Source organism: Methylomonas sp. MgM2 (assembly GCF_054172045.1).
Genome location: NZ_JBSYXO010000002.1, coordinates 181,156 through 203,870 on the forward strand (window position 1 = coordinate 181,156; position 22,715 = coordinate 203,870).

The 22,715-nt window shown below is 48.8% G+C and carries 20 protein-coding genes; 16 read left to right on the forward strand and 4 right to left on the reverse strand.

Translation table 11 applies throughout. The features are described 5' to 3' along the window. The first annotated feature begins 10 nt into the window (after window positions 1-10). The 5 genes from ACW73I_RS02475 to ACW73I_RS02495 all read left to right on the forward strand — a co-directional run bounded on the left by ACW73I_RS02475 (window position 11) and on the right by ACW73I_RS02495 (window position 5,726). Window positions 11-472 carry a hypothetical protein gene (locus ACW73I_RS02475; protein WP_458027626.1) on the forward strand — a complete coding sequence of 154 codons (462 nt, stop codon included), beginning with the start codon at window positions 11-13 and terminating at the stop codon, window positions 470-472. Between the two features lie 81 nt (window positions 473-553). After that, window positions 554-1,834 carry a glutamate-1-semialdehyde 2,1-aminomutase gene (gene hemL, locus ACW73I_RS02480; protein WP_458027627.1) on the forward strand — a complete coding sequence of 427 codons (1,281 nt, stop codon included), beginning with the start codon at window positions 554-556 and terminating at the stop codon, window positions 1,832-1,834. Beyond that, a complete protein-coding gene (locus ACW73I_RS02485; protein ID WP_458027628.1) occupies window positions 1,831-3,183 on the forward strand; it encodes a DNA recombination protein RmuC in 1,353 nt (450 codons plus the stop codon). Before hemL ends, ACW73I_RS02485 begins: the two co-directional genes overlap by 4 nt. Before the next feature lie 647 nt (window positions 3,184-3,830). Then, a complete protein-coding gene (locus tag ACW73I_RS02490; RefSeq protein ID WP_458027629.1) occupies window positions 3,831-4,760 on the forward strand; it encodes a hypothetical protein in 930 nt (309 codons plus the stop codon). Window positions 4,761-4,913: 153 nt separating this feature from the next. Next, on the forward strand, window positions 4,914-5,726 hold the full coding sequence (locus ACW73I_RS02495) for a sulfite exporter TauE/SafE family protein (protein ID WP_458027630.1): 813 nt from the start codon (window positions 4,914-4,916) through the stop codon (window positions 5,724-5,726). A gap of 15 nt (window positions 5,727-5,741) precedes the next feature. Here the strand turns inward: ACW73I_RS02495 and ACW73I_RS02500 are convergent, their stop codons facing one another. Beyond that, window positions 5,742-6,536: an RMD1 family protein gene (locus ACW73I_RS02500; protein ID WP_458027631.1), complete on the reverse strand. Its 795-nt coding sequence runs from the start codon at window positions 6,534-6,536 to the stop codon at window positions 5,742-5,744. A gap of 113 nt (window positions 6,537-6,649) precedes the next feature. Here ACW73I_RS02500 and aroG point away from each other — a divergent pair, with 113 nt between their 5' ends. From aroG to glk, 11 genes are all read left to right on the forward strand, one after another. Further along, a complete protein-coding gene (aroG, locus tag ACW73I_RS02505) occupies window positions 6,650-7,732 on the forward strand; it encodes a 3-deoxy-7-phosphoheptulonate synthase AroG (RefSeq protein ID WP_458027632.1) in 1,083 nt (360 codons plus the stop codon). Between the two features lie 10 nt (window positions 7,733-7,742). Continuing rightward, window positions 7,743-8,720 carry a sulfur carrier protein ThiS gene (thiS, locus tag ACW73I_RS02510; RefSeq protein ID WP_458027633.1) on the forward strand — a complete coding sequence of 326 codons (978 nt, stop codon included), beginning with the start codon at window positions 7,743-7,745 and terminating at the stop codon, window positions 8,718-8,720. Between the two features lie 5 nt (window positions 8,721-8,725). Then, a complete protein-coding gene (locus tag ACW73I_RS02515) occupies window positions 8,726-8,920 on the forward strand; it encodes a (2Fe-2S)-binding protein (protein WP_458027634.1) in 195 nt (64 codons plus the stop codon). Window positions 8,921-8,949: 29 nt separating this feature from the next. Then, window positions 8,950-9,270, forward strand: a complete 321-nt coding sequence (locus tag ACW73I_RS02520) for a hypothetical protein (protein ID WP_458027635.1) — start codon at window positions 8,950-8,952, stop codon at window positions 9,268-9,270. Window positions 9,271-9,341: 71 nt separating this feature from the next. Continuing rightward, entirely contained in the window at window positions 9,342-10,031 is a 690-nt protein-coding gene (gene trmB, locus ACW73I_RS02525; RefSeq protein ID WP_458027636.1) for a tRNA (guanosine(46)-N7)-methyltransferase TrmB, read from the forward strand. Between the two features lie 170 nt (window positions 10,032-10,201). Next, window positions 10,202-11,164 carry a helix-turn-helix transcriptional regulator gene (locus tag ACW73I_RS02530; protein WP_458027637.1) on the forward strand — a complete coding sequence of 321 codons (963 nt, stop codon included), beginning with the start codon at window positions 10,202-10,204 and terminating at the stop codon, window positions 11,162-11,164. A 115-nt stretch (window positions 11,165-11,279) separates the two neighbouring features. Further along, complete coding sequence (locus ACW73I_RS02535; RefSeq protein ID WP_458027638.1) at window positions 11,280-12,752, forward strand: oligosaccharide flippase family protein; 1,473 nt, start codon at window positions 11,280-11,282, stop codon at window positions 12,750-12,752. Window positions 12,753-12,881: 129 nt separating this feature from the next. Continuing rightward, window positions 12,882-14,852, forward strand: a complete 1,971-nt coding sequence (locus tag ACW73I_RS02540) for a methyl-accepting chemotaxis protein (protein ID WP_458027639.1) — start codon at window positions 12,882-12,884, stop codon at window positions 14,850-14,852. Window positions 14,853-15,054: 202 nt separating this feature from the next. Continuing rightward, window positions 15,055-15,621 (forward strand): dCTP deaminase, encoded by a 567-nt coding sequence (dcd, locus tag ACW73I_RS02545; RefSeq protein WP_458027640.1) that lies wholly within the window; start codon window positions 15,055-15,057, stop codon window positions 15,619-15,621. Between the two features lie 14 nt (window positions 15,622-15,635). Continuing rightward, entirely contained in the window at window positions 15,636-18,893 is a 3,258-nt protein-coding gene (locus tag ACW73I_RS02550) for a glycoside hydrolase family 15 protein (RefSeq protein ID WP_458027641.1), read from the forward strand. Between the two features lie 12 nt (window positions 18,894-18,905). Beyond that, window positions 18,906-19,892, forward strand: coding sequence for a glucokinase (gene glk / locus ACW73I_RS02555; protein ID WP_458027642.1), 987 nt, complete (start codon window positions 18,906-18,908; stop codon window positions 19,890-19,892). 263 nt (window positions 19,893-20,155) lie between these two features. Here the strand turns inward: glk and ACW73I_RS02560 are convergent, their stop codons facing one another. The 3 genes from ACW73I_RS02560 to ACW73I_RS02570 all read right to left on the reverse strand — a co-directional run bounded on the left by ACW73I_RS02560 (window position 20,156) and on the right by ACW73I_RS02570 (window position 22,715). Continuing rightward, window positions 20,156-20,536, reverse strand: a complete 381-nt coding sequence (locus ACW73I_RS02560) for a hypothetical protein (protein ID WP_458027643.1) — start codon at window positions 20,534-20,536, stop codon at window positions 20,156-20,158. Window positions 20,537-20,817: 281 nt separating this feature from the next. Beyond that, window positions 20,818-22,191, reverse strand: a complete 1,374-nt coding sequence (mpl, locus tag ACW73I_RS02565; RefSeq protein ID WP_458027644.1) for a UDP-N-acetylmuramate:L-alanyl-gamma-D-glutamyl-meso-diaminopimelate ligase — start codon at window positions 22,189-22,191, stop codon at window positions 20,818-20,820. A gap of 5 nt (window positions 22,192-22,196) precedes the next feature. After that, window positions 22,197-22,715 carry an ankyrin repeat domain-containing protein gene (locus ACW73I_RS02570; RefSeq protein ID WP_458027645.1) on the reverse strand — a complete coding sequence of 173 codons (519 nt, stop codon included), beginning with the start codon at window positions 22,713-22,715 and terminating at the stop codon, window positions 22,197-22,199.

Genomic DNA, 22,715 nt, shown 5'->3' on the forward strand with positions numbered 1-22,715 from the left:
TAAAAAAATTATGAAAACCAAATCCGCTTTTTTTGCTCTGATAGCCGGTGTCAGCCTAGTTTCGATCTTAACTGCATGTTCCGATGATAAGCCCGCTCCAAGCCAACCCGCCGCTTCGGCTTCGTCAAAAGTTGCCGGGAAACCGGCGCATAACCCCTTCGACCACTCTCATGACGAAGTGGTCACCGATGTCGTGAAACATCAATTCGAACACGAATTCGCCGATCAATGCGTAGCGCGCGAACTGAAAGGTTCCGCAAATCCGGATGTGGACAAGCCGCGTCTGAGTAAAGACTGTATGTGTATCGCTAAATACATGATGAAAGATTTGTCCGCCGAAGATGCCAAACATTTTTTGAAACAACATGAAAATACGCATTCGTTGCAAATCAAGTTCGATGCGGCGGCCTACTTTTGCATACAAAACAAACAGCAGCCTAAAGGCCCGCAACTGTTCGGCAAGCAACATTAAACTCATCGTCACTCGTAGCCAAGGGCACGCAGAGCTACTCTCCGTGCCCTTTATTTTCTCCGTTTGAAATTTTAGAAAATCATGACTCAAGCAAACGAACTCTTTTACGAAGCCAAAAAATTCATTCCGGGCGGTGTCAATTCACCGGTACGTTCTTTTAGCGGTGTCGGCGGCACACCGGTTTATTTCGACCGTGCGCAAGGCGTTTATGTATTCGATAGCGAAAACAAACGCTATATCGACTATGTCGGCTCGTGGGGACCTATGATACTGGGACATGCTCACCCCGAAGTCATCGATGCCGTCACACAAACCGCCCAAAAAGGTCTGAGTTTCGGTGCGCCAACCGAAATCGAAACCTTGATGGCTCAAAAAGTTTGCGAGTTGGTGCCATCAGTCGAGTTGGTGCGTATGGTCAGTTCCGGTACCGAAGCCACGATGAGTGCGATACGCCTGGCCCGCGGTTATACGGGCCGCGACAAAATCGTTAAGTTCGAAGGTTGTTACCATGGCCACTCGGATTCTTTATTGGTCAAAGCCGGTTCCGGCGCCCTTACCTTAGGCGTGCCCAGCTCGCCGGGGGTGCCCGCCGCATTAGCCGCCGACACGATTACGCTGACTTATAACGATAGCGATGCGGTCCGTAGCGCCTTTGCCGAATTAGGTGACAAAATCGCTTGCATCATCGTGGAACCCGTGGCAGGCAACATGAACTGCATTCCGCCGGAACCCGGCTTTTTGCCAACCCTGCGCGAAGTATGCGACCGGTACGGCAGTGTACTGATATTCGATGAAGTCATGACCGGCTTTCGCGTCGGTTTGCACGGCGCCCAGGGTTTATACGGCATCAAACCCGACCTGACCACATTGGGCAAAATCATCGGCGGCGGCATGCCGGTCGGCGCATTCGGAGGCAGTCGTAAAATCATGGAACATCTAGCGCCTTTGGGTCCGGTTTATCAGGCGGGAACTTTGTCCGGTTGCCCGGTCGCGATGGCGGCCGGTTTGAAGACCTTGGAACTGATCAGCGCTCCTGGTTTTTACGAAGGGCTGACGGTAAAAACCGCTCAGTTGTTGACGGGCTTGCAAAATGCGGCCGATCGAGCCGGCATCGCCTTCACTACCAATCAGGTCGGCGCGATGTTCGGTTTGTTCTTCAATGAGGAAAAATCGATCAGCCGTTTTACTCAAGTCATGAACGGCAATCAAGATCGCTTCAAACGTTTCTTTCACGGCATGTTGGACCAAGGCGTGTATCTTGCGCCATCGGCTTTCGAAGCCGGTTTCGTGTCCGCCGCTCACAGCGATGCTGACATTGAAGCGACTATCGCTGCCGCCGCCCGGGTGTTCGAAAGCTTATGACGGAGCAATGGCTATGGCCGTCGGCGGTGATGCTGGCGGCATTAATCGGTTATGTAATCAGTGCCTGGTTGGCGAGCAAACGCCGCCGGGCTCTGGATGAGGTAATCGAAACCCAGCAACAGCAATTACAAGATCAAAACATCAAACTGGCGGTGGCGGAAGAAAGGCTGGCTTTGTTTCATCAAAAGGAAGCCGAGATACAAGACCTGCAACGGCAACTATTGCAATTGAAAAGCGAAAACGCCGATCTCAACGCCCGCCAGCAAGAACAGCATAAAAGCAACGTCGAGAAGATTCGTTTATTGCAGGATGCCGAAACCCAACTCAAGATCCAGTTTGAGAATCTGGCCCACAAAGTATTCGAAGAACGCGGCAAACAATTCGTCGAACACAATAAAGTCAGTATCGAATCCTTGGTTACGCCTTTGAAGGAACAATTGGGCGAATTCAAGAACCGCATCGAAAGCGTTTACGACAACGAAACCAAAGACAGGATCTCCCTGCGGGAGGAAATCGTTTCGCTTCGGCGAGATACCCAAAAAATGAATCAGGAAGCGTTGAATCTGACGCGGGCTTTGAAAGGCGATCATAAAACTCAAGGCAACTGGGGTGAAATGATCTTGGAAAAGGTATTGGAGCGATCGGGTTTGCGTAAAGGCATCGAATACGAAACTCAAGCGGCATTTCGCGACGAAGACAAACGCTTATTCAAACCCGACGTGATCATCCGCCTGCCTGACAATAAAGACGTCATCATCGACTCCAAGGTTTCGTTAGTGGCTTACGAACGTTATTGCGCTTCCGAAGACGAAGCGGTACGTTCGGAAGCCTTGAAACAACATACCGATGCGGTGCGTAACCATATAAAAGGGCTTAGCGGCAAGGATTATTCGAATTTAAAGGGATTGCGTTCGTTGGATTTCGTGTTGATGTTCATGCCTATCGAAGCGGCATTCCTGGCCGCCTTCCAGGCCGACGAAAAACTGTTTAACGACGCCTTCGAGCACAAGATCGTCGTTGTGACTCCGACTACCCTATTGGCCACGCTACGAACCATCCAAAATATCTGGCGTTATGAACAGCAAAATGAGAATGCCCGTTTGATTGCGGACAAAGCCGGCAGTCTTTACGACAAGATCAGAGGTTTCGTCGAAGATATTGAAAAGCTGGGCAATCAGCTTGGTACCGTGCAAAAGACCTATGACGGAATCGTCAATAAGCTGACAACGGGCAACGCTAATTTGTTACGGCAAGCGTCGGCTTTTGAGGAGTTAGGAGTCAAGATCAAAAAGAAATTGCCCAAAACGTTAACCGAGCAAATGGAGTCGGATCATACTCCAGCCGATTGATTTCATTGAAAGCCGCTTATTCCGGCTTCTATGCCATTCGGCTTTCGGGACTGAAAACGAAATAGCGCATCAGTCCGCATCAAAACACAAAAAGCCGAAATTCAATGTGTAATGAGTACTTCGCAACAAGTTGACTTATTCACTGTTCATCCATGAGCACTGGATTCGGGCAAGCCATGCCGGAATGACAAGCACAATTTAGCATAGGACTATCTGCTAGGCGCTTATACGTTTTTTTCCAGTAGTCGATCCTAATAATAACAATATATCTATATTTTAGATTTATTATTACTACTAGCTTAAGAAAATCTGTGGAAAACTCGTGCTTTTACTTAACAATCATATCGTTACTGTCTAAAAATACCTGTGTTCATATATTAAGTTCATTTGTTCTATGGCTGTGGATAACTTTCAGGGTATTTTTTACCAGCAGTTTATCCACAGCTTCAATGCAGAAAAGCGCTCAAAGTTCTCCACAAGGTACAGGGTTAGCCGTCGAATCGGTTTTATGGATTGAACTAGGAGCTCGGCCTTGCTGAAATTTCAAAGACGCATACGTGGTTGACACGAAAGATTGCGGCTATCCTATTGGCTAAAAACCTATGCATAGTCCTGAATTTATTTGATGTCAGATTGGAGTTTGTCGTATGAACAACACGGTTCCAGTATTTACTCAGCTGCATATTGATATCGCCCGTAACTCTACCGACGATTTCAATTTGTTCCACGACAATAAAAATTGGCATAAGATTAAAAACAATCCTTTCAAGGGTCCCATTACCTTAGGGTTTCAATTGGAATCTTTGATAGAAGACAAGCTCAGAGATTATCGCCGGCAAGCCGATGAGCAAGCTCTGATCGACGAACAGGGTTTATATTTCAGTAATTACCAGTTCTCATTTGCTAACGCGATAAAAGCGGGCCAAGTACTGGATGTGGAGATCAAAGCATCGCAACTTAAACGGGAACCGGCACCGACATTAAGCAATCGCATCATGGTCAAAAGCGACGGCAAGCTGGCATTGCTAGGCTACAAAAAGGAATCGACCGAGCCCTTGTTTTTAGCCGACGTTAGTTGTTCCGGAATCGGTAATTTACGACAGCAAAAAGATCGCAGTTTTCTGGAAAGCGGTTATTTCTTGAAACGCAAATTCATGACCACCAGTAACGCCAAGAACTTCCTTTGCGGGTCATTGCGCGATCAGACCGAGTTCTTCGATGAATTGCAAGATAAGGTTATTTTTCCGGAGATGTTTCCATGCGCATTGCTCTCCAGCGCCTTATTGGAAAAAGCCATGCACAAACGCCACGATTTTGAAAAAAACCCGATGGTCTATACCTCTCATAAAATCAGTATCGATAGGCGCAATTTAGCGACACTGAAGAGTAACGAAGCCCTGCATATTTTGATTAAACCGACGGCCGATTCGGCGGAACATGATTTCGGCGAAAAAAACCTAACGGCTCTCGATTACGAATGTTTGGGTTTGGTTAACGACAATGCCGTGTTGTTTCGAGCTTTGATTTCCTTAGCGCCGTTAGAAGTGATTTTACAATCGCTCGGTCAATCATTCTAAGAAGTCGCTCGATTAGTATCGAAGTTTCGCTTTCCAAATCGGAATGTATTTTTATCCAAAAATTCGATATTAATATGTATTTTTATCATTAAAAGTTCGACATACCGGCTGTTATAGTATTTTCATCTTGATACTTAAAAAGGATGGATCTTTATGAATTTACTGTATACGGCGTCGGGTTTCGGTGTGGGGTTTTTAGTGGGACTGACCGGCGTGGGTGGCGGCTCGTTGATGACCCCGCTGTTGGTTTTTCTATTCGGCTTTAAGCCGGCAATCGCGGTTGGCACCGATCTGCTTTATGCGGCGATTACCAAAACCGCCGGTGTATTCGTGCATCACGGCAAGCATCAATCGGTGGATTGGAAAATCGTCGGTCTACTGTCTTTGGGTAGTTTACCGTTTGCCGGAATCACGCTTTATGTGCTGAAAAACTTGATGGTAGTCGGCGCGGAAGTGAATGGCGTGATTACATTCACCTTGGGAATCGCCTTGCTGTTGACGGCGTTAGCGTTGTTGGTGCGCAGCGTGTTGTTGCATAGAGCGGCCAAGAATGGACAAATCGACGACGAGCACAGCACTGTGGATAACAGCGGACGTTTTTCTCCGCGTTGGGAAAAAGTTGCGACGGTGTTTACCGGAATGGTTCTCGGTGTACTGGTGACCTTGTCGTCGGTTGGCGCCGGCGCGTTGGGAACAGTGGCGCTGCTGTTTCTTTATCCTCGTATGACGACGATTAAAGTCGTGGGTACCGATTTAGCGCATGCGATTCCATTGACGGCAGTGGCCGGCCTGGGACATTTGAGCCTGGGTAATTTCGATTTGGAGCTGTTGGGCAGTTTGCTGCTGGGTTCGGTGCCGGGCATCTGGATTGGCAGTCATCTGAGTGCGAAAATACCGGAATATTTTTTGCGGCCAACCTTGGCGACTTTACTACTAGTGATCGGCGTGAAGTTTGTGATTCAGTAAACCGGGGACTCGCTATTACAGTAATTTATCGATCAATGACATGACGATTTCTACAGCGATCAGCCAAATGATGATCCATTCCAGCGTGGAAGAATGCTGATGTTTTTGTTCATCGGCGAGCATTTCCAATAGCTCATGGATCGTCTCCAGTTTTTTCGACAGGACCTCGGTACGTTGGCGAATTTCCAGATAATTGGCGGCCATGGAATAAATGTGTTGATATTCCGGGTGTTCCCAGAAGAACTCGGGAATATCGAGCAAATCGTAATTTAGGATGATGTCGCTTTTAGTTAAGAACAGTTGGCCGCGAATTTGGGCCATCGATTTGCGGTCGAGTTTGATGGTTCCTTCCCTCGCTAAAGCCTGCGGCAAATGACTGGTAGCATATATGGTGTCTATAGCCTGCCCTTCGAATGCCGCTAGTTTGATCGATTGCGCCATTCCATGCGAAAGAGCCAGTAATACCATGAAGTCGTCGGATCGTAATTCGATGTGGTCGTGTTGGAATCTGTCCTGTCCGCATCCCACTTCGTAACTGAAATTATCTTCCTGTGGGTCGGAATAGGGAGTGTCGGCATAGTCCCGCAACAGTTGTTGCAGCGACTGTCTATCGTCTAGATTAACGTTCCAGTGAACGACCACGCCGTACGAAAAAACCACGGAACAACCGGCCTTGTAGTCGATGATGATCGAATTCCTGAATACTTGAGCGCGAGTGGTTTCGAGCAACCTATCCCTGAGTTTTGCAAACTGAAAAGACGGAGCGAGGCATACCGTCAAACAGTGTTTGATTACCCTATTGTTTATCATACCTGTATGGTCCAATTACTCGTTCAATATCAGTTTGTCACACTGCTGATAGCAAAATGGTTAAAATAAGCATTTTCGTCTAGCTATTGAAAGCCTTCCTTTCCTACTCAGTCATGCAAACAAACTATAACACCGATGATTTAAGAATTTGCGAAACCCATGATGTGGTGCCGCCGATTCAGGTTCACGACGAAATACCCATGACCGAAACGGCCGCCAAGACTATTTTAAAAGCGCGTGCGGCGATTCATAATATTCTTAGCGGCGGCGATGATCGCTTGTTGGTAGTGATCGGTCCTTGTTCCATCCATGACCCAAAAGCGGCTGTCGAATATGCTAGCAGGCTCAAAGCCATCATGAACGAATTGGAGAATGATTTAGTTATCGTCATGCGGGTTTATTTCGAGAAACCGCGCACGACGGTTGGTTGGAAAGGATTGATCAACGATCCTGATTTAAATTCCAGCTTTAACATCAATAAAGGATTGCGGCTAGCCCGGCAAGTATTATTGGATGTCAATAATTTGGGAGTACCGGCGGCGACTGAATACTTGGATTTGATTACGCCTCAATACGTGTCCGACCTGATTTCCTGGGGAGCGATTGGCGCGCGTACGACCGAAAGTCAAGTGCACCGGGAATTGGCGTCCGGTTTGTCCTGTCCCGTCGGTTTCAAGAATGCCACCGACGGCGGGGTCAAAATAGCAATCGATGCAATCAATGCGGCGATGACGCCCCACCATTTCTTATCGGTGACCAAAGAGGGACGCACGGCGATTTTTTCATCAAAGGGCAATGAAGACGCTCATATCATTCTACGCGGCGGCAATGATCGTCCCAATTACGACGAAGTCAGCGTCGAACAAGTCGCGGAAGGCATGATAGGTGCCGGTTTGCGTCCGAATATCATGATCGACTTCAGTCATGCCAATTGTTTAAAGAAATTCAAAAGGCAAATGCATGTCGCGCAAGATGTGGCCGACCAAATTCGGCAGGGCGATGAGCGCATCATCGGCGCAATGGTGGAAAGCCATCTGGTTGAAGGCCGACAGGACGTAGGCAGCGGCATGTCGTTGACGTACGGGCAAAGTATTACCGACCCTTGCCTTGGGTGGGACGATAGCGTCGAATTGTTACATCATCTGGCAGGAGCCGTACAACGTCGCCGCTCCGCCAAACAGAAACCAGCTGAATAAGGTTTATTTCATGAAAATACAGGTTAACGGCGATAGCCGGGAATATGGCGATAACTGTACTGTTGCGGACGTCATCGCCGATTTGGGTTTAACCGGCAAACGTATCGCCGTGGAATTGAATAAAGAAATATTGCCGTTTACCCAACACGCTAGCCATAGCTTAAGAGATGGAGACCGCTTGGAAATCGTCCAAGCCATCGGGGGCGGCCAAGACGATTCCTTCACGTTGGCCGGTGAGCAATACCATTCGCGTTTATTAGTCGGTACCGGTAAATATAAGGATTTGGAGGAAACCCGCTTAGCGATCGAAGCTAGCGGTGCCGAAATCGTTACCGTGGCGATACGCCGGACCAATATCGGGCAGAATCCGGACGAACCGAATTTGTTAGAGGTGATTCCGCCGGACAAATACACCATTTTGCCGAATACAGCCGGATGCTATACCGCCGAAGATGCTGTGCGAACCTGTCGTTTGGCCCGCGAACTGTTGGGTGGGCATAAGCTGGTCAAACTGGAGGTATTAGCCGATCAATTGACCTTGTTTCCGGACGTGTCTGAAACCTATGTCGCCGCCGAACTCCTAGTCAAAGAGGGTTTCGATGTGATGGTTTACACCAACGACGATCCGATTGCGGCTAAACGTTTAGAAGAAATCGGCTGCGTCGCAGTGATGCCGTTGGCGGCTCCTATCGGTTCCGGTTTAGGTATACGTAATCCGTACAATATTTTGACCATCGTCGAAAACGCCCATGTGCCTATTTTGGTCGATGCCGGTGTCGGCACGGCTTCCGATGCGGCGATTGCAATGGAGCTCGGATGTGACGGCGTGTTGATGAATACGGCTATTGCCGCCGCTAAGAATCCGGTGTTGATGGCATCTGCGATGAAAAAAGGCATAGAAGCCGGTCGTGAAGCTTACTTGGCGGGGCGTATGCCGCGCAAGCGTTTCGCATCGGCGTCCTCCCCCATCGACGGCTTGTTTTTGTAAGCCCGATGATAGAAAACAACGCCAAGCCGGAAAGCGATGTCGTATGCCGCTGTGCCGGCACTAGCGTCGAGCAAATCCAAGCCCTAATCGACGACGGAGTTACCGAATTGGAACGGATTTCCAGGGTGACCGGCGCGTGCTCGGGTTGCGGTGGATGCGAATTTGAAATTCGGGAAATGTTGAAGACTGTCGATTGTTAATCCCTGAAAGCAAATCAAGGAGAACTGTTATGGGCTGCTGCGATGATCCTACTGAACCACCGAAAATGGACAGGCGGGATTTAATCCGTCTGGAAGAGCAATACGGCGATTTAGTGCGCGACTTGTTTACGGAGGAACCCGAGAAAGTCATTCTAAAACTGTTAAATACCAGCAACAGTTATTTAACCGAACTCGCCGCATTACGAGCGCACTTTGCTTCGGTCAGATCGAAAGCGATAGGCTTGCTGGAAAAAAATAGCCGCGTTGTATTACAACAAATTGTTGAAAAAGAGCCGAATTCCGAATTCGGTTTAGCGGCTAAGGCCAGATTAGCGCAGTTTAGCGATTAACGATGTTTTAAAAGACTTGGTCTATTTTAGTTTTCCTACCATCCTCGGGTAATTTGTTCCCGCAATCCGCCATGCTCGAACCGAAAAAAATTGATCCTGCCCGTATTCGTAGTTTTATCCGCCGGCAAGGCCGGGCTACATCCGGACAAAAACAGGCCTTAGACAACCATTGGGACAAATATTGTCTTTCGCCGCAAGATGGTTTGAATTTGAGCCGAGCCTTCGGCCGTGAAGCGCCTTTGATAGTTGAAATCGGATTTGGAAACGGAGCCAGTTTGGCGGACATGGCCGCAGCGAATCCGGACTTGAATTACCTTGGCATCGAAGTGCACCGGCCGGGTGTCGGCCATTTAATCATGCTGTTGCAGGAACGCGATATCGGCAACGTGCGGATTTATCATCACGATGCCATCGAGATATTGGAGCAGAAAATTCCCGATCGCAGCATAGCCGGTGTGCATCTGTTTTTCCCAGACCCATGGCATAAGCGCCGCCATCACAAGCGCCGCATCGTTCGTCCCAGTTTTCTGGCATTGCTGAATGAAAAATTAATGCCCGGGGCTTATTTCCATGCTGCGACGGATTGGCAGAATTATGCCGAGACTATGTTGGCCATATTATCCGCGGATGCCGGATTGCGAAACAATAGCCCGACCGGCGACTATTGTCCGCGCCCGGATTATCGGCCTTTGACTAAGTTCGAGAATAGAGGCCTCAAACTGGGGCACGGTGTGTGGGATTTGATCTTTACCAAGGTTTAATTGTTTCATACCTTTCGCCGTTAGGGATACGCGTTATTTTCAAATCGGCGATATCACATAGTTTAATTTAAATAACGGCGCCGAGTTTCTATAAGCAATTGAAACTCGGATATTAAGATAATGAGGTGTAATTATTGCTTTCCTAAGCGTTACGCGTAGGGGGAGGAGTAATGCAAGTTCTATCGTCGGCCATACCTTTTACAATCAGCAGCCGGGAGATGCCTTGGCTATTCGATCACAAAAATGCCTACCAAGAGCAGTGTTTACCAAAGGAGCTCGGCATAGGCTATTCGCGCTCGTTTGCATTGGAGGAGGATTTTAATTTTATCGACACCCAATACAACCCGGCTCTAAATTTGGCGGTTACCAGCCAAATCAACAATCACCAGCCTCTTATGGTGTTAACCTTGGCTTTGCGGGGAAGCTCCCGCTTCAACGACAAACTCGGTAACGACATCGTATTTCGTTCAGGCTTTAGCACATTGACGACTTTTTGTTCCAGCAACGGCTGTAGGCGTTATCAGGCCAACGACAACATAGTCCAATTACGTTTTTCGATGAGCAAACCTTGGTTGGAACGGCGTTTTGGCGAGGGCTGTTTTGCCCGGTTTTTTAATAAGAACGGAGTTCAAATCGTCGAACAACGCCCGATTTCCGCGTCGGCAATCCAGGCTGCACAATGTATGCTGGATCACTCCGGTCGGACGCTTGCTCAACCATTATTCAGGCACGGATTGGCTCTGGCCATTGTCGCGAGCGAGTTAAACGACTTGACCAGCGACGTTCAACTAAAACCGCATCGCGTCACACCGCGAGAAAGACAACTTGCGGAATCGGCCCGCGAAATCTTATACGCGGAATTTGCCAAACCGCCGTCGATCGAAGCGCTATGTTTACGGATCGGAACCAACGAATTCAAGTTGAAACAATTGTTTCGGCAGTGCTATGACACGACGCCTTACGGCATGTTGACCGACATTCGCATGCAGACAGCCTATCGCTTATTGACTGCGAATCATTGCAATATCGGTTCGGTCGCCGAAGCGGTCGGTTACGGTCATGCAAGCAATTTCAGCACCGCATTCAACAAATATTTCGGCTTTCCTCCCAAACATTTGTTACGAAACACCTAAGGTAAACTTTAGAGCCGCGCCCCGCCCCTTGCAGCCGAAATCGGATTAAAATAGCCGGTTTTACGCTTATATCCGCTATCAGCGTCTAAAGCGCTTACCCAAGGAATCCATACGTTTGAATCCCTTACGCCAGCTCATCTCGCAAACCGCTATTTACGGCTTAAGCAGTATTCTCGGCCGATTTTTGAATTATTTATTGGTGCCGCTATATACCTACACCTTCAGCCCAACGGAATACGGCGTGGTTTCGGAGTTTTACGCTTACGCCGGTTTTTTTGCAGTGTTGCTGGTATTTGGCTTGGAAACCGGTTATTTCCGTTTTCGCCAGAAACCGGAATATGCCGCGGATTCGGTTTATGCGAGCGCCTTGAGCTGGTTGTTCGTGGCGAATCTGGTGTTCGTATCGGCGGTTTTTTTCTGGAGGCTGCCTTTGGCGTCGGCCTTGCGTTATCCGGACCATCCCGAATACTTACTTTGGTTTGCCTGTATTTTGGCTTTGGACGCCATTACGGCGCTGCCTTTTGCCCGATTGCGGGCGGAAAATCGGGCTTGGCGCTTTGCCGGCATTCGTATGGCCGAAATTTTCATAACCATTGGGCTGAATTTATTTTTTCTAATCTTGTGCCCTAAATTGCTTGTGCAATGGCCCGACTCCGTCATAGCAAAACTTTATGACCCGCAAATCGGCGTGGGTTACATATTCGTATCTAATCTGATAGCCAGCGCCTGCAAATTTTTATTATTACTACCGCAATTTCGGACCGTTCCCTTCCGCTTCGAATGGAATCTACTTCGGCCCATGTCGGCTTATTCCTGGCCTATGGTGATCATAGGTCTTGCCGGCATGGTCAACGAGATGCTGGATAGAGCGATCTTAAAAGTCATGCTGCCCTACGATTTGACGACTAACCTGAAAATGCTCGGCATTTACGGCGCGTGCTATAAGTTGTCTATTCTAATGAGCCTATTTGTCCAGGCCTTCCGCTATGCCGGCGAACCGTTCTTTTTTTCCTACGCCGGCCGGGCGGACGCAAAACGCGCGTATGCACTGGTAATGCAATATTTCGTTATCGCAGGCATATTCATTTTTCTGTTGGTGACCTTATTCATCGATTTTTTCAAATACTTTATCGGTGAGGAGTTTCGTGCCGGACTCGACGTCGTTCCGGTTCTGCTGCTCGCCAATCTGTGTCTGGGGATATATGTCAATCTGTCGGTCTGGTACAAGCTTAGCGATCGTACCGGCATGGGAGCCTGGGTCTCGATAGCCGGAGCCGTTTTGACCGTGATCTTGAATTTATGGTGGATACCGCATTGGGGATATTTAGGCTCGGCCTGGGCAACTCTAGCTTGTTACGGTTTCATGGTGCTTGCATCTTGGTTGTTGGGACAGCGTTATTATCCGGTCGCCTATCCGCTCGGAAAGCTGACGGCCTATTTATGTTTGGGTTTGGGGCTGTTCTTTACCCATAGATATTTGGTAAACCATCATCATTGGAATAGCTGGCTTAGCGGCTCATTGGGGATATTTATTTATACGACGGTAGTGCTGTTGGCGGATGTTAAACCGCTGTTAAAGCGGCGTTGAAAGTATAAGAATTCGGATTTTGCGCAGCCAAACACAGATAACGTTCAGTATGACTAAGGGTTGTAACGTGTTTGTCATAAAACAGTAATAAATTGATGTATTTGCTGGAATTCGGATTCGCAAACTATCATGAAAATCAGTCAAATCTCGAAGTTTGTCACGCTGACCTTGGTCCTCGTTTTGGGAGGATTTGCCGGCGCGGTAACTTGGTCGCTTAACCACCTAAACAGGGCGTTCGCAATGGTCGAATTTTTCGGCCAACAAAAAGATAAAATTTACGTTCAAATCGACCAGCCGATTGTAAGCTACCTGCACAACGGCGACGTCACCCTGCTGACTGATCTGGATAAAAATTTAACCGAACTGAATAAAGGCATTCAGGCTAACGCAGCCTTGTCCGGTTCGGCTAAGGACTCGCTAAGCTCCATGCTTGCCCAGATTCAGCAAGTCACGCTATCCGATCTGGCCGCCGCCGGAAAACTAGCCGATCCTCAAATATTGTTAATCAATAGCGAACGGCAGCTATCCGCTCATTTACGAACTTTGCTGAATTACGCGGAAAAAGCGCAGAGTCCGAAGTTGCCGCAGCAAAGCGCTTACTTATTAGCCATAGGCCGCGTCCAAACCCTCTTACAAGATCTTTCCCGTGCCAGGCAAGCCTTATTTGCCGGGTCCAGGCAGGTGTCACCGGATGTAATCCAAAGCCAGTTACGGCAGTTGGCCGGCTCTTTTTCGGTTTTAGAACAGCTACCCTTGCTGGGCGTGATGGCAACCAAAGGCGAAGAAGATCAGTTGTTCTCGCTTGGAAACGCTGATCAGGAAACGACCACCGAAGACATGGCGCTGGAACCCTTAAGCGAAATACGTTCACTGTTAAACCGTTACGAAAAAGACTTGGCCAATGCGCAAAAGATCGTGCAAAAAAAATCGGAAACAGCGCTTAAGACGGCCCAACAAATGCGGGGGTTTCGGGAAAAATTGCTTAATTTGGAGAACGACCTGAATCACGAATATCAACATTATCAGCGGGTGCTTTACCTGGTGATGATTGTATGCGTCGCGCTGATTGTGATCGTGAACACGCTGATGTTGGCGATTCAACGCCATCTGGCCATCATTATAGGCAAAATCAGCCTCTACATCGATAAGCTGGCCAACGGCGATTTGAGTTCGCAGTTCTCCTTGAATACCAGAATCGTGGAAATCAATCGGTTAAAAATCTCGCTGGAAAAACTCTACGATTATTTCAAATTGCTCATCCGCAACATCGATAGAGAAACTTCGGCGCTGCAAAAATCCGGCGGCAACATTGAGCAAGTAGCGCAAAATCTGGAAAGGATTATCGCCGAACAACAACAGGCAACCGAGGTCGGCGCCCGGCAAATGGCCGAACTATCGGAGTCCTTTAACGAAGTCGCAAACAGCGCGGCCGAATCCCAAAACGATACGACCTCCGCCCAAGCTTTGATCGATCAAGGTTTGCAGCATATGGGGCATACCAGCCAGGAAGTCCTCGCCTTGGTCCAGGTGATCGATAACACGGCGGAAGCCTTGCGATCGTTACAGAAAGACGCTTCGGCAATCGAAGGCGTCCTCGGCATGATCCAAGGATTTGCCGACCAGACCAATCTGTTGGCCTTGAATGCGGCGATAGAGGCGGCGCGGGCGGGCGAACATGGACGCGGTTTCGCCGTCGTGGCCGACGAGGTTAGAAAGCTGGCCGGTAATACCACGCACTCCGCCGGCCAAATACAAGCGCTAGTGGAAAAACTGAGTCAAGCGACTCGTCAGACCGTGTCTTTAATGAATAATCAGCAAAAAGCCGCCGGACGCACAACCCAAGCCGTCCAGCAGGTGCAGGAAGCGTTCAACGGTATCAAGCTATCGATCAACCGTATCTACGATAAGAGTTTGGAAATTACCGGAGCTTCCAATCATCAATTGCAAACAACCAAGCATATCGCCAGAAATTTCGAGCAAACGGCCGAATTGGCCAAACAAACGACGCGTGCCGCGCACGAAAATAAACGCAGCGCTTTTTCCTTGACCGAAATCAGCCAAAATCTACATCAATTGGTCGCGGAATTTAAGCTCGATTAACTTCAGTGGATATCGCTCGATACGGCGGATTCAGCATAGTCTCGGCTGTTTCAAACCGGAATGTTACCGGTTTTAGCGGCCTCATGCGGTAATCCGGAATTTTTGCCTTTTAAGTAATTGTAAGATTACTTTTCGGCGCGCCGTATAAAGTAAAAATATGCTATGTTGGCATTCCAGTTACACTTGAAATAAAAACAGCCTCATGAGCATAAAATCAGATCAATGGATACGCCGTATGTCCCGGGAATACGGCATGATAGAGCCGTTTCAGGCCGGTCAGGTGCGAGAAGCGGGGCAGGGCCGCATCATTTCGTACGGTACGTCGAGTTACGGTTACGACGTGCGCTGCTCCAACGAATTCAAAATTTTTACCAATATCAACTCTACCATCGTCGATCCGAAAGATTTTGACGAAGGCAGTTTCGTGGATGTGAAATCGGATGTCTGCATCATCCCGCCGAACTCTTTCGCCTTGGCCCGCACGGTCGAATATTTCCGCATTCCGCGCGACGTACTGGTCGTGTGTCTGGGTAAATCGACATACGCCCGTTGCGGTATTATCGTCAACGTGACGCCGCTGGAGCCCGAGTGGGAAGGCCATGTAACCCTGGAATTTTCCAATACCACGCCGTTACCGGCCAAAATATACGCAAACGAAGGCGTGGCGCAGATGCTGTTTTTCGGCGGCGATGAAGTATGCGAAACTTCTTACAAGGATAGAGGCGGTAAATATCAAGGACAGACGGGTGTAACCTTACCTAAGGCATAGTTGCCTACGCCAACATGTTCAAACAATTTTTCAGCCAGAACTCGCCTCTAAGCGCAGAGCCTTCCGAAAGCCAGCCCGGGTCGGTACACGACAAGTTGGACGATTATTATCTTCAGGTTCAGGGCATTATCCTGAATCGGCAAGACTGGGTCAGCGGCTTGCTGCCTGCAAGTACCGCCGTGACGACGCACGGCAATTACACCGATGCCTGGGTGCGGGACAATGTCTACAGCATACTGGCGGCTTGGGGACTGGCGCTGGCTTATCGTAAAACCGGTGTACGCCGGGACAGAACCTACGAACTGGAACAAAGCGTCGTTAAGTTGATGCGCGGTTTGCTCACGGCGATGATGCGTCAGACCGATAAGGTGGAAAAATTCAAGCACACGCAAGATCCTATGGACGCCTTGCATGCGAAATACGACACGCGCTCGGGCTCGATTGTGGTCGGCGATCACGAATGGGGCCACTTGCAACTGGACGCGACTTCTTTGTTCTTACTGATGCTGGCGCAGATGACGGCATCCGGTTTGCGCATCGTGTTCAGCCTGGACGAAGTCAATTTCGTACAAAATCTGGTGCATTACGTCAGCCGGTCCTACCGCACGCCGGACTACGGCATCTGGGAGCGGGGCAATAAGATGAATCACGGCGTCGCCGAACTCAATGCCAGTTCGATCGGCATGGCCAAAGCCGCGCTGGAGGCGATGACCAACTTTAATTTGTTCGGCAAGGATGGCGGACAGAGTTCCATCATACATGTGGTCAGCGACGACATCGCGCGTAGCCGCATTACGCTGGAGTCTTTATTGCCGAGGGAATCGATCTCCAAAGAAGTCGATGCGGCGGTATTGAGCGTAACGGGTTTTCCGGCCTTCGCCGTGGACAATCCGGAGTTGCGCGGGAAAACGCAGGAATCGATCGTGGAAAAATTGCAAGGCCGCTACGGCTGCAAGCGCTTCTTGCTGGACGGCCATCAAACCGTTTTGGAGGACCATAATCGTTTGCACTATGAGCCGCACGAATTGAAGCAGTTTGCCGATATCGAATGCGAATGGCCGTTGTTTTTCTGTTATCTGCTGTTGAATCATTTGTTTGCCGGCAACAAGGACGCCGCTTGGGACTACCGGCGAAAATTGGAGCAGTTGCGGGTAGAGGAAAATGGCCAGTTGTTACTGCCGGAACTGTATATCGTGCCTGAGGAGGCTGTCGCGGCGGAAAAGACGGATCCCCACAGTCAGACGCGTCTACCAAACCAGAATGTTCCCCTGGTATGGGCGCAAAGTTTGTTTATTCTAGGTTGTTTGCTGCAAGACGGTTTTATCGATTTAGAGGATATCGATCCGCTGGGAAGGCACCAAGCCGCCGGTTTTAAACGCCAACCCTGCGTTCAGATCGCTCTGCTAGCGGAAGACGAAGCGGTACAAGCCGATTTGCGGCGAGAAGGCATACCCAGCCAGACTAGAGCGGAATTGGCGCCGATCCAGGTACGCGAAGCCAGCGAATTGGCTCAAGCTTATACTCAAGTCGGACGCAACGACCGCATGGGCTTGACCGGCCGGCCTCTAAGGCAATTGCGTTTGCTTTCTACTTCCAAATTGTATGTTCTGGCCGGCGAGCCTTTGTTGTTTTTACCGCAATTCATGAGTCAGCAGGGTTTTTACATTGCAATGGACAACCGTTTGCTGATTAAGCGTTTGCGGCTGGAACTGGGTTATATCACACAAAATTGGTACAAGACCGGTAATCCGCTGGTGCTGATCAATATCAAGCACAACATGCTGTCGGCGGAAGACAAACAGATTCTGTTGGAATTCATCCACGAATTGCAGACCGGCAAATTAAATGGCCAACCGATACGCTTAGGCTTGATAGATGGATTTTTGGAAAGCGTTTGTAGAGAAAAGATCGGCTATTTGCACGACTTTAGTTTTTCCGAAGCCCTGTGGGTTGAGCCGGCGCGGCCGTTTGCCGGCGTGCTACCCAAGGGCGACGAAAGTCCTCATATGATGGATAGTTTTCAGGTTACCCAATGGGAAATCGATACTGACGATTCCTTAATGGATATCTTGCGTAGCCATTCCAATCTCTACGCGCAATTGGAAGTCCTGGCGCTCTTGGTTCAGCGGCACGGCTTGGATTATGAAACCGGTTTGTGCGCGGATATCGGCACGCCTTGCCGTTTACGCGATTTACTTGAAGAAATCTACGTCCGAGCAGGGAATATGCATTTATGGCAGGTTGTGCGCCGTTGCGCCGGTTTGTTGGGAAAATACGATATCAACTTGGAGCAAGGCGCTACCGAGATCTTGATGCGCCAACACGGTTTGACAGTCGGGCGCGCCTATAGCGGTAAGGCCACATTGCGCCGGCCGACCGATTCCTGGCAGATACTCGAAATTATCCGCAGTTTCAATCCGGACGATATTAGCCAGCAGGTTTTGATACAGGAATTGGTCATTTATTTGGGCATGTTGATAAAGCAAAATCCGGCGTTGTTCGCCGATATGCATACGATACGGGTAGGCCATATCCTGCAGATGCTGATCGCAAGGCAAAAACGCTTAAGCAACATATCCTTGGACCAGGCGTTTAACGATATTCTATCCTTCCCACCGCATCGTTTGGCGCAATTAGTCAAGGAGACGCTGGAAGATTACGGTAACAGCGAAACGCAACTGGGTTTAGTTGAAACTTTACATGTCGACGGCGAGCAACATTTAGGGGCCGCTCGCTTTCCGGCCAGCATGGACCCCAAGCACTTTGGCGGGGCCGACGACTGGTATGCTTGGCGGGAACAGCAAGGTAGCGTCGGACGCGAAAGCGAAGCCTTTTACAGCGGGGTTTGGGAGCTGTTGCATCACTGTAACGGTTTGTTGATCGGCGAAAAGTACAACAGCAAACGCCGTATAGACAGCGAAGTGATGTTGGCGCACATGACGGCCGGCGAGCAAAGCTTTAAGATACATATAGGCCACATCTTGAACAAAATTCAGGCGCCCGTGTATCGGCAATTAAGCGTCGAAGCTTTGCTGGCGTTGGCATCCATCGTACGCAACAATCCGGACATCTATATCAAGGACACCTTAGTCATCGACATTTTAATCGGCCATGCGGTGCGCCTAAGCTGGCTGCAGGAGCATCCCGATTATCAGAATTCCTATGAAGAAAGCGTTTCTCTCGCATGGCAGGCTTTTTATCAGCGGCCGCCGCACGCGCTGGCCAACAGTATTATGGATGCACTGGTTTTCTTGCTCAACAACGAACGTTAAAAGAGGTCGAACATGATTCTTGCCGGCGATATAGGCGGTACCAAAACGGTTTTGTCTTTATTGGATACGGGCGATGACGGCCAATTGACGTGCGTGCAGGAGCGCACTTTTGCCAGCGGAGAACATGAGAGCTTTTATGATATTCTCGCGCTGTTCTTGCCGAAAAATCCTTCAATCGATTCAGCCTGTTTCGGCGTTGCCGGACCCGTAGTGCGCCAACGCTGCTTCGCGACCAATTTGAATTGGGTCTTAGACGGCGAAGATCTCAAAGTACAATTAGGAACCGACAGGGTCAAGTTGCTCAATGACTTGGAGGCTATGGCGGTAGGCATGCTCTATCTGGAGGATGACGATTTTGTCGAGCTCAACCCGAACGCCGAGCCGCAAGTCGGAAACATTGCAGTGATCGCCGCCGGTACCGGTCTCGGCGAAGCGATTTTATACTGGGACGGAAAACAACATCATCCTATTGCCACGGAAGGTGGACATTGCTCGTTCGCGCCGCAGAATATACAACAAGAACAACTATTGCAGTTTTTGCGCGATCGCTATCCGCAGCATGTCAGTTATGAGCGCATATTGTCCGGTATGGGGTTTAGCCATTTGTATGATTTTCTGGTCGAATACGAATTCGCTCCCCCGTGCCCTGCTGTGCCGACTTGTCATCATGCCCATATTAGCGGTATAGACCGTAATGCGGTGATCTCGCGTTTAGGCATCAACGGCGAAGATGAGGTATGCAATGAAGTGGTCAGGTTATTCGTGGAAATTTACGGTGCGGAAGCCGGTAACCTTGTGTTGAAGTCATTTGCTACCGGCGGTTTGCGCATCGGTGGCGGTATAGGCCCCAAAATCCGTTCGGCGTTGGAGGGAGGGGGATTCATGCAGGCATTTACCGAGAAAGGGCGTTTTAAACCCTTGTTGGAGAAAATGCCCGTTAAGTTGGCGCTCAATCCAAGAACGCCGCTAATTGGTGCAATGCACTATTTCAACACCTGAATTTATCGTTTTGTTGAAGGTATCTGTCGAAGCGGATGCAGGGTTTACCCTTTTTAAACCGGATATCAGAGCGAGTATTGATTAATTCCCTCCGATTTTGTTAAGCGATAGGCCTTTAGGTGTTGGTATATATAGCTTAGAGCTGAGTTTTTCGGCTGTTTTGGATTTCTTTCGTCCGTCCTAAGATAAGCTCGAAGGACGAACGAGAAATATACTCGAATGGTGCGTAAGATTATTTTCTTAACACACCGATAGAATGACTTTTAATGAGCCGCTTTATAAAGCGTCATCATTTCTTTATACATCTCCAACAGTTCTTTAAGAGTAGCCGTCGCCTCCGGGTCGCCTTCATTGACCTGTTTTCGTGCAACTCTCAGTTTATCTCCGGCTTTTTGACGCAGAAGTTCAGTGCCTTCAAAACGAAATTCTTTTTGTAATTGACGAACTTCTCTTAACGCATTACTGACTTCTTCCTTGTCCGCACCGTGTTCTTGTAAGTTTACCGCTTCCTCCATTGCAGCAAGGGCGCCTTCACCGGCCTCACGGACTTTCGCGTCGGTTGCCCCTTCAGCGAATGCAGATGATGACATCGCCAGAGCCGTCGACATCACTAAAGAAACTAAAATTTTTTTAAATTTTTCCATAAGTTAATTCGAATTATTTAGGTGTTTTAAGTCTAATTAAAAATAGGTTTTCTCATTGAAATCATATTTAAAATTAATTAGTTGCTATTTCCTAGCAAATTCATATTAACACAGGTAGAAAAATAATACTATTATAAAATATTTAAACGTTGCGCGATTAAAGCTATAAAAATAATTTATGATATTTTGTTGTTTTTATGAAACAAATAATTCCTTTTTAATATTGTGGAATATATATTTTTAATTGCTCGTGTCATATATTCGTAATAAATTGGTTAGATTTAGTTCAGATCGGTTTTTAAACGCTGATAGATCCCGCCAAAACTGCCATTACTCATTAACAATACATGACAAACGCCACCGGATTCAGCCTGAATTCGATTTATGATGGTTTCAAGGTCGTCGATAATCTGGATGTTGTCGGCAAATTTCAACAATTGGCGTAAATCCCAACCAAGGTTCTCAGGTTGATAAACGATCGCTTGGTCGGCTTCCGCAAGCGATTCGGCTAACGATTGGGTATGTACACCGAGCCTCATGGTATTTGAGCGAGGTTCCACGATTGCAAGAATTTTTTCATTGCCGACTTGTTTACGTAAACCGTCTAATGTGGTCTTTATCGCAGTGGGATGGTGGGCAAAGTCGTCATATACGGTGAAGCCATCCTTTCGGACGATGATTTCCATGCGGCGCTTGACATTTTGAAATTGCCGCAATGCGGCTATCGCATCTTGTGCCGTTATTCCAATATGGCGGGCGGCGGCAATGGCGGATAGCGCATTGAAAACGTTGTGCCGTCCGGTTAAGTCCCATTGGACGGTGCCTTGGATTCGACCGCTAAAATGCACATCGAAACAACTGCCGTCGGATTTCCGGAGTTCGGCGCGCCAGTTGCCGTCACCACCTATGGAGGTCTTTACGACAGGCGTCCAGCAACCGACTTCCAACACTTCGGCAACGTGTTTTTCATTGTCAGGCGTAATGATTAAACCTTCGCCGGGTATGGTACGCACTAAATGGTTAAACTGTTTTTTGATGGCATCGAGGTTTTCGAATATGTCGGCGTGATCGTATTCCAGGTTATTAAGAATTGCGGTGCGTGGCCGGTAATGTACGAATTTCGAACGCTTATCGAAAAAGGCGCAGTCATATTCGTCGGCTTCGATCACGAAAAAATCGGACTCGCCCAGGCGCGCCGAAATGCCGAAATTTAACGGTATGCCGCCTATAAGAAAGCCGGGTTTGAAATGGTTGAATTCCAATATCCAACTTAACATGCTGGCAGTGGTGGTTTTACCGTGCGTGCCGGCAACGGCTAATACCCACCTATCTTGCAACACGTGCTCGGCTAGCCATTGAGGGCCCGAGGTATAGCGCAGACCGAGATTCAATACCGCCTCTACTTCCGGATTACCACGCGACATCGCATTGCCTATCACGACCAGGTCGGGTTTGCAGTCGAGATTTTTAGCCGCATAGCCGTTCATCAGCCGAATGCCTTGCTGTTCGAGCTGTGTGCTCATAGGCGGATAGACGTTTTGATCCGAACCGCTGACGCTATAGCCCAGTTCGCGCGCGATCAATGCCAGTCCGCCCATAAAGGTGCCGCAAATGCCGAGGATGTGAATATGTAAAGGGTTTTGCTGTAAGTTCATTTTGCTTAAGGTTTTGGGTTTTCTTGGGTTGATTCTTGTTCGTCGGGTTTTGTGCTTTGGTCCGATGCGATTTCAGCGGGCGCGGAGTTTGCGCCCGCCTCTTCCAATAACTCGACGATGTTTTCGCGTTCCAGTTTTTTGGCTTTATCGATGATTTTTACGCCTTGGCTGTCGGCAGCGTTGACATTCGCGCCTGCCACGATCAGCAGTTTGACGACATCCGCGTCGCCGAACAGCACGGCATCCGACAGCGCGGTTGACCCGAAGCTGTCGGCCATGTTGACATCGGCACCGTAGCCCAACAAAAGCTTAACGATACGCAGGTTTCCGTTGAAGCTGGCGATCATCAACGGTGTTCTGCCTTGTTCGATTTTGCTGTTGGCGCTTACGCCTTGCGCTAACAACGCTTGAACCCTATCCAATTTGCCGGCCGCTGCGGCTGCAAACAAGTCTTTGCCATCCTCGGCCGATAATGGGAAGGGCAGTGTTAAAGAAAGGGCGAGCAGCAATTTGCTTATCTTCAT

Excerpts from the sequence above, each read along its gene's own strand:
- ACW73I_RS02475 (WP_458027626.1), top strand. The coding sequence starts at position 11 with ATGAAAACCAAATCCGCTTTTTTTGCTCTGATAGCCGGTGTCAGCCTA.
- hemL (WP_458027627.1), top strand. The coding sequence starts at position 554 with ATGACTCAAGCAAACGAACTCTTTTACGAAGCCAAAAAATTCATTCCG.
- ACW73I_RS02485 (WP_458027628.1), top strand. The coding sequence starts at position 1,831 with ATGACGGAGCAATGGCTATGGCCGTCGGCGGTGATGCTGGCGGCATTA.
- ACW73I_RS02490 (WP_458027629.1), top strand. The coding sequence starts at position 3,831 with ATGAACAACACGGTTCCAGTATTTACTCAGCTGCATATTGATATCGCC.
- ACW73I_RS02495 (WP_458027630.1), top strand. The coding sequence starts at position 4,914 with ATGAATTTACTGTATACGGCGTCGGGTTTCGGTGTGGGGTTTTTAGTG.
- ACW73I_RS02500 (WP_458027631.1), bottom strand. The coding sequence starts at position 6,536 with ATGATAAACAATAGGGTAATCAAACACTGTTTGACGGTATGCCTCGCT.
- aroG (WP_458027632.1), top strand. The coding sequence starts at position 6,650 with ATGCAAACAAACTATAACACCGATGATTTAAGAATTTGCGAAACCCAT.
- thiS (WP_458027633.1), top strand. The coding sequence starts at position 7,743 with ATGAAAATACAGGTTAACGGCGATAGCCGGGAATATGGCGATAACTGT.
- ACW73I_RS02515 (WP_458027634.1), top strand. The coding sequence starts at position 8,726 with ATGATAGAAAACAACGCCAAGCCGGAAAGCGATGTCGTATGCCGCTGT.
- ACW73I_RS02520 (WP_458027635.1), top strand. The coding sequence starts at position 8,950 with ATGGGCTGCTGCGATGATCCTACTGAACCACCGAAAATGGACAGGCGG.
- trmB (WP_458027636.1), top strand. The coding sequence starts at position 9,342 with ATGCTCGAACCGAAAAAAATTGATCCTGCCCGTATTCGTAGTTTTATC.
- ACW73I_RS02530 (WP_458027637.1), top strand. The coding sequence starts at position 10,202 with ATGCAAGTTCTATCGTCGGCCATACCTTTTACAATCAGCAGCCGGGAG.
- ACW73I_RS02540 (WP_458027639.1), top strand. The coding sequence starts at position 12,882 with ATGAAAATCAGTCAAATCTCGAAGTTTGTCACGCTGACCTTGGTCCTC.
- dcd (WP_458027640.1), top strand. The coding sequence starts at position 15,055 with ATGAGCATAAAATCAGATCAATGGATACGCCGTATGTCCCGGGAATAC.
- ACW73I_RS02550 (WP_458027641.1), top strand. The coding sequence starts at position 15,636 with ATGTTCAAACAATTTTTCAGCCAGAACTCGCCTCTAAGCGCAGAGCCT.
- glk (WP_458027642.1), top strand. The coding sequence starts at position 18,906 with ATGATTCTTGCCGGCGATATAGGCGGTACCAAAACGGTTTTGTCTTTA.
- ACW73I_RS02560 (WP_458027643.1), bottom strand. The coding sequence starts at position 20,536 with ATGGAAAAATTTAAAAAAATTTTAGTTTCTTTAGTGATGTCGACGGCT.
- mpl (WP_458027644.1), bottom strand. The coding sequence starts at position 22,191 with ATGAACTTACAGCAAAACCCTTTACATATTCACATCCTCGGCATTTGC.
- ACW73I_RS02570 (WP_458027645.1), bottom strand. The coding sequence starts at position 22,715 with ATGAAGATAAGCAAATTGCTGCTCGCCCTTTCTTTAACACTGCCCTTC.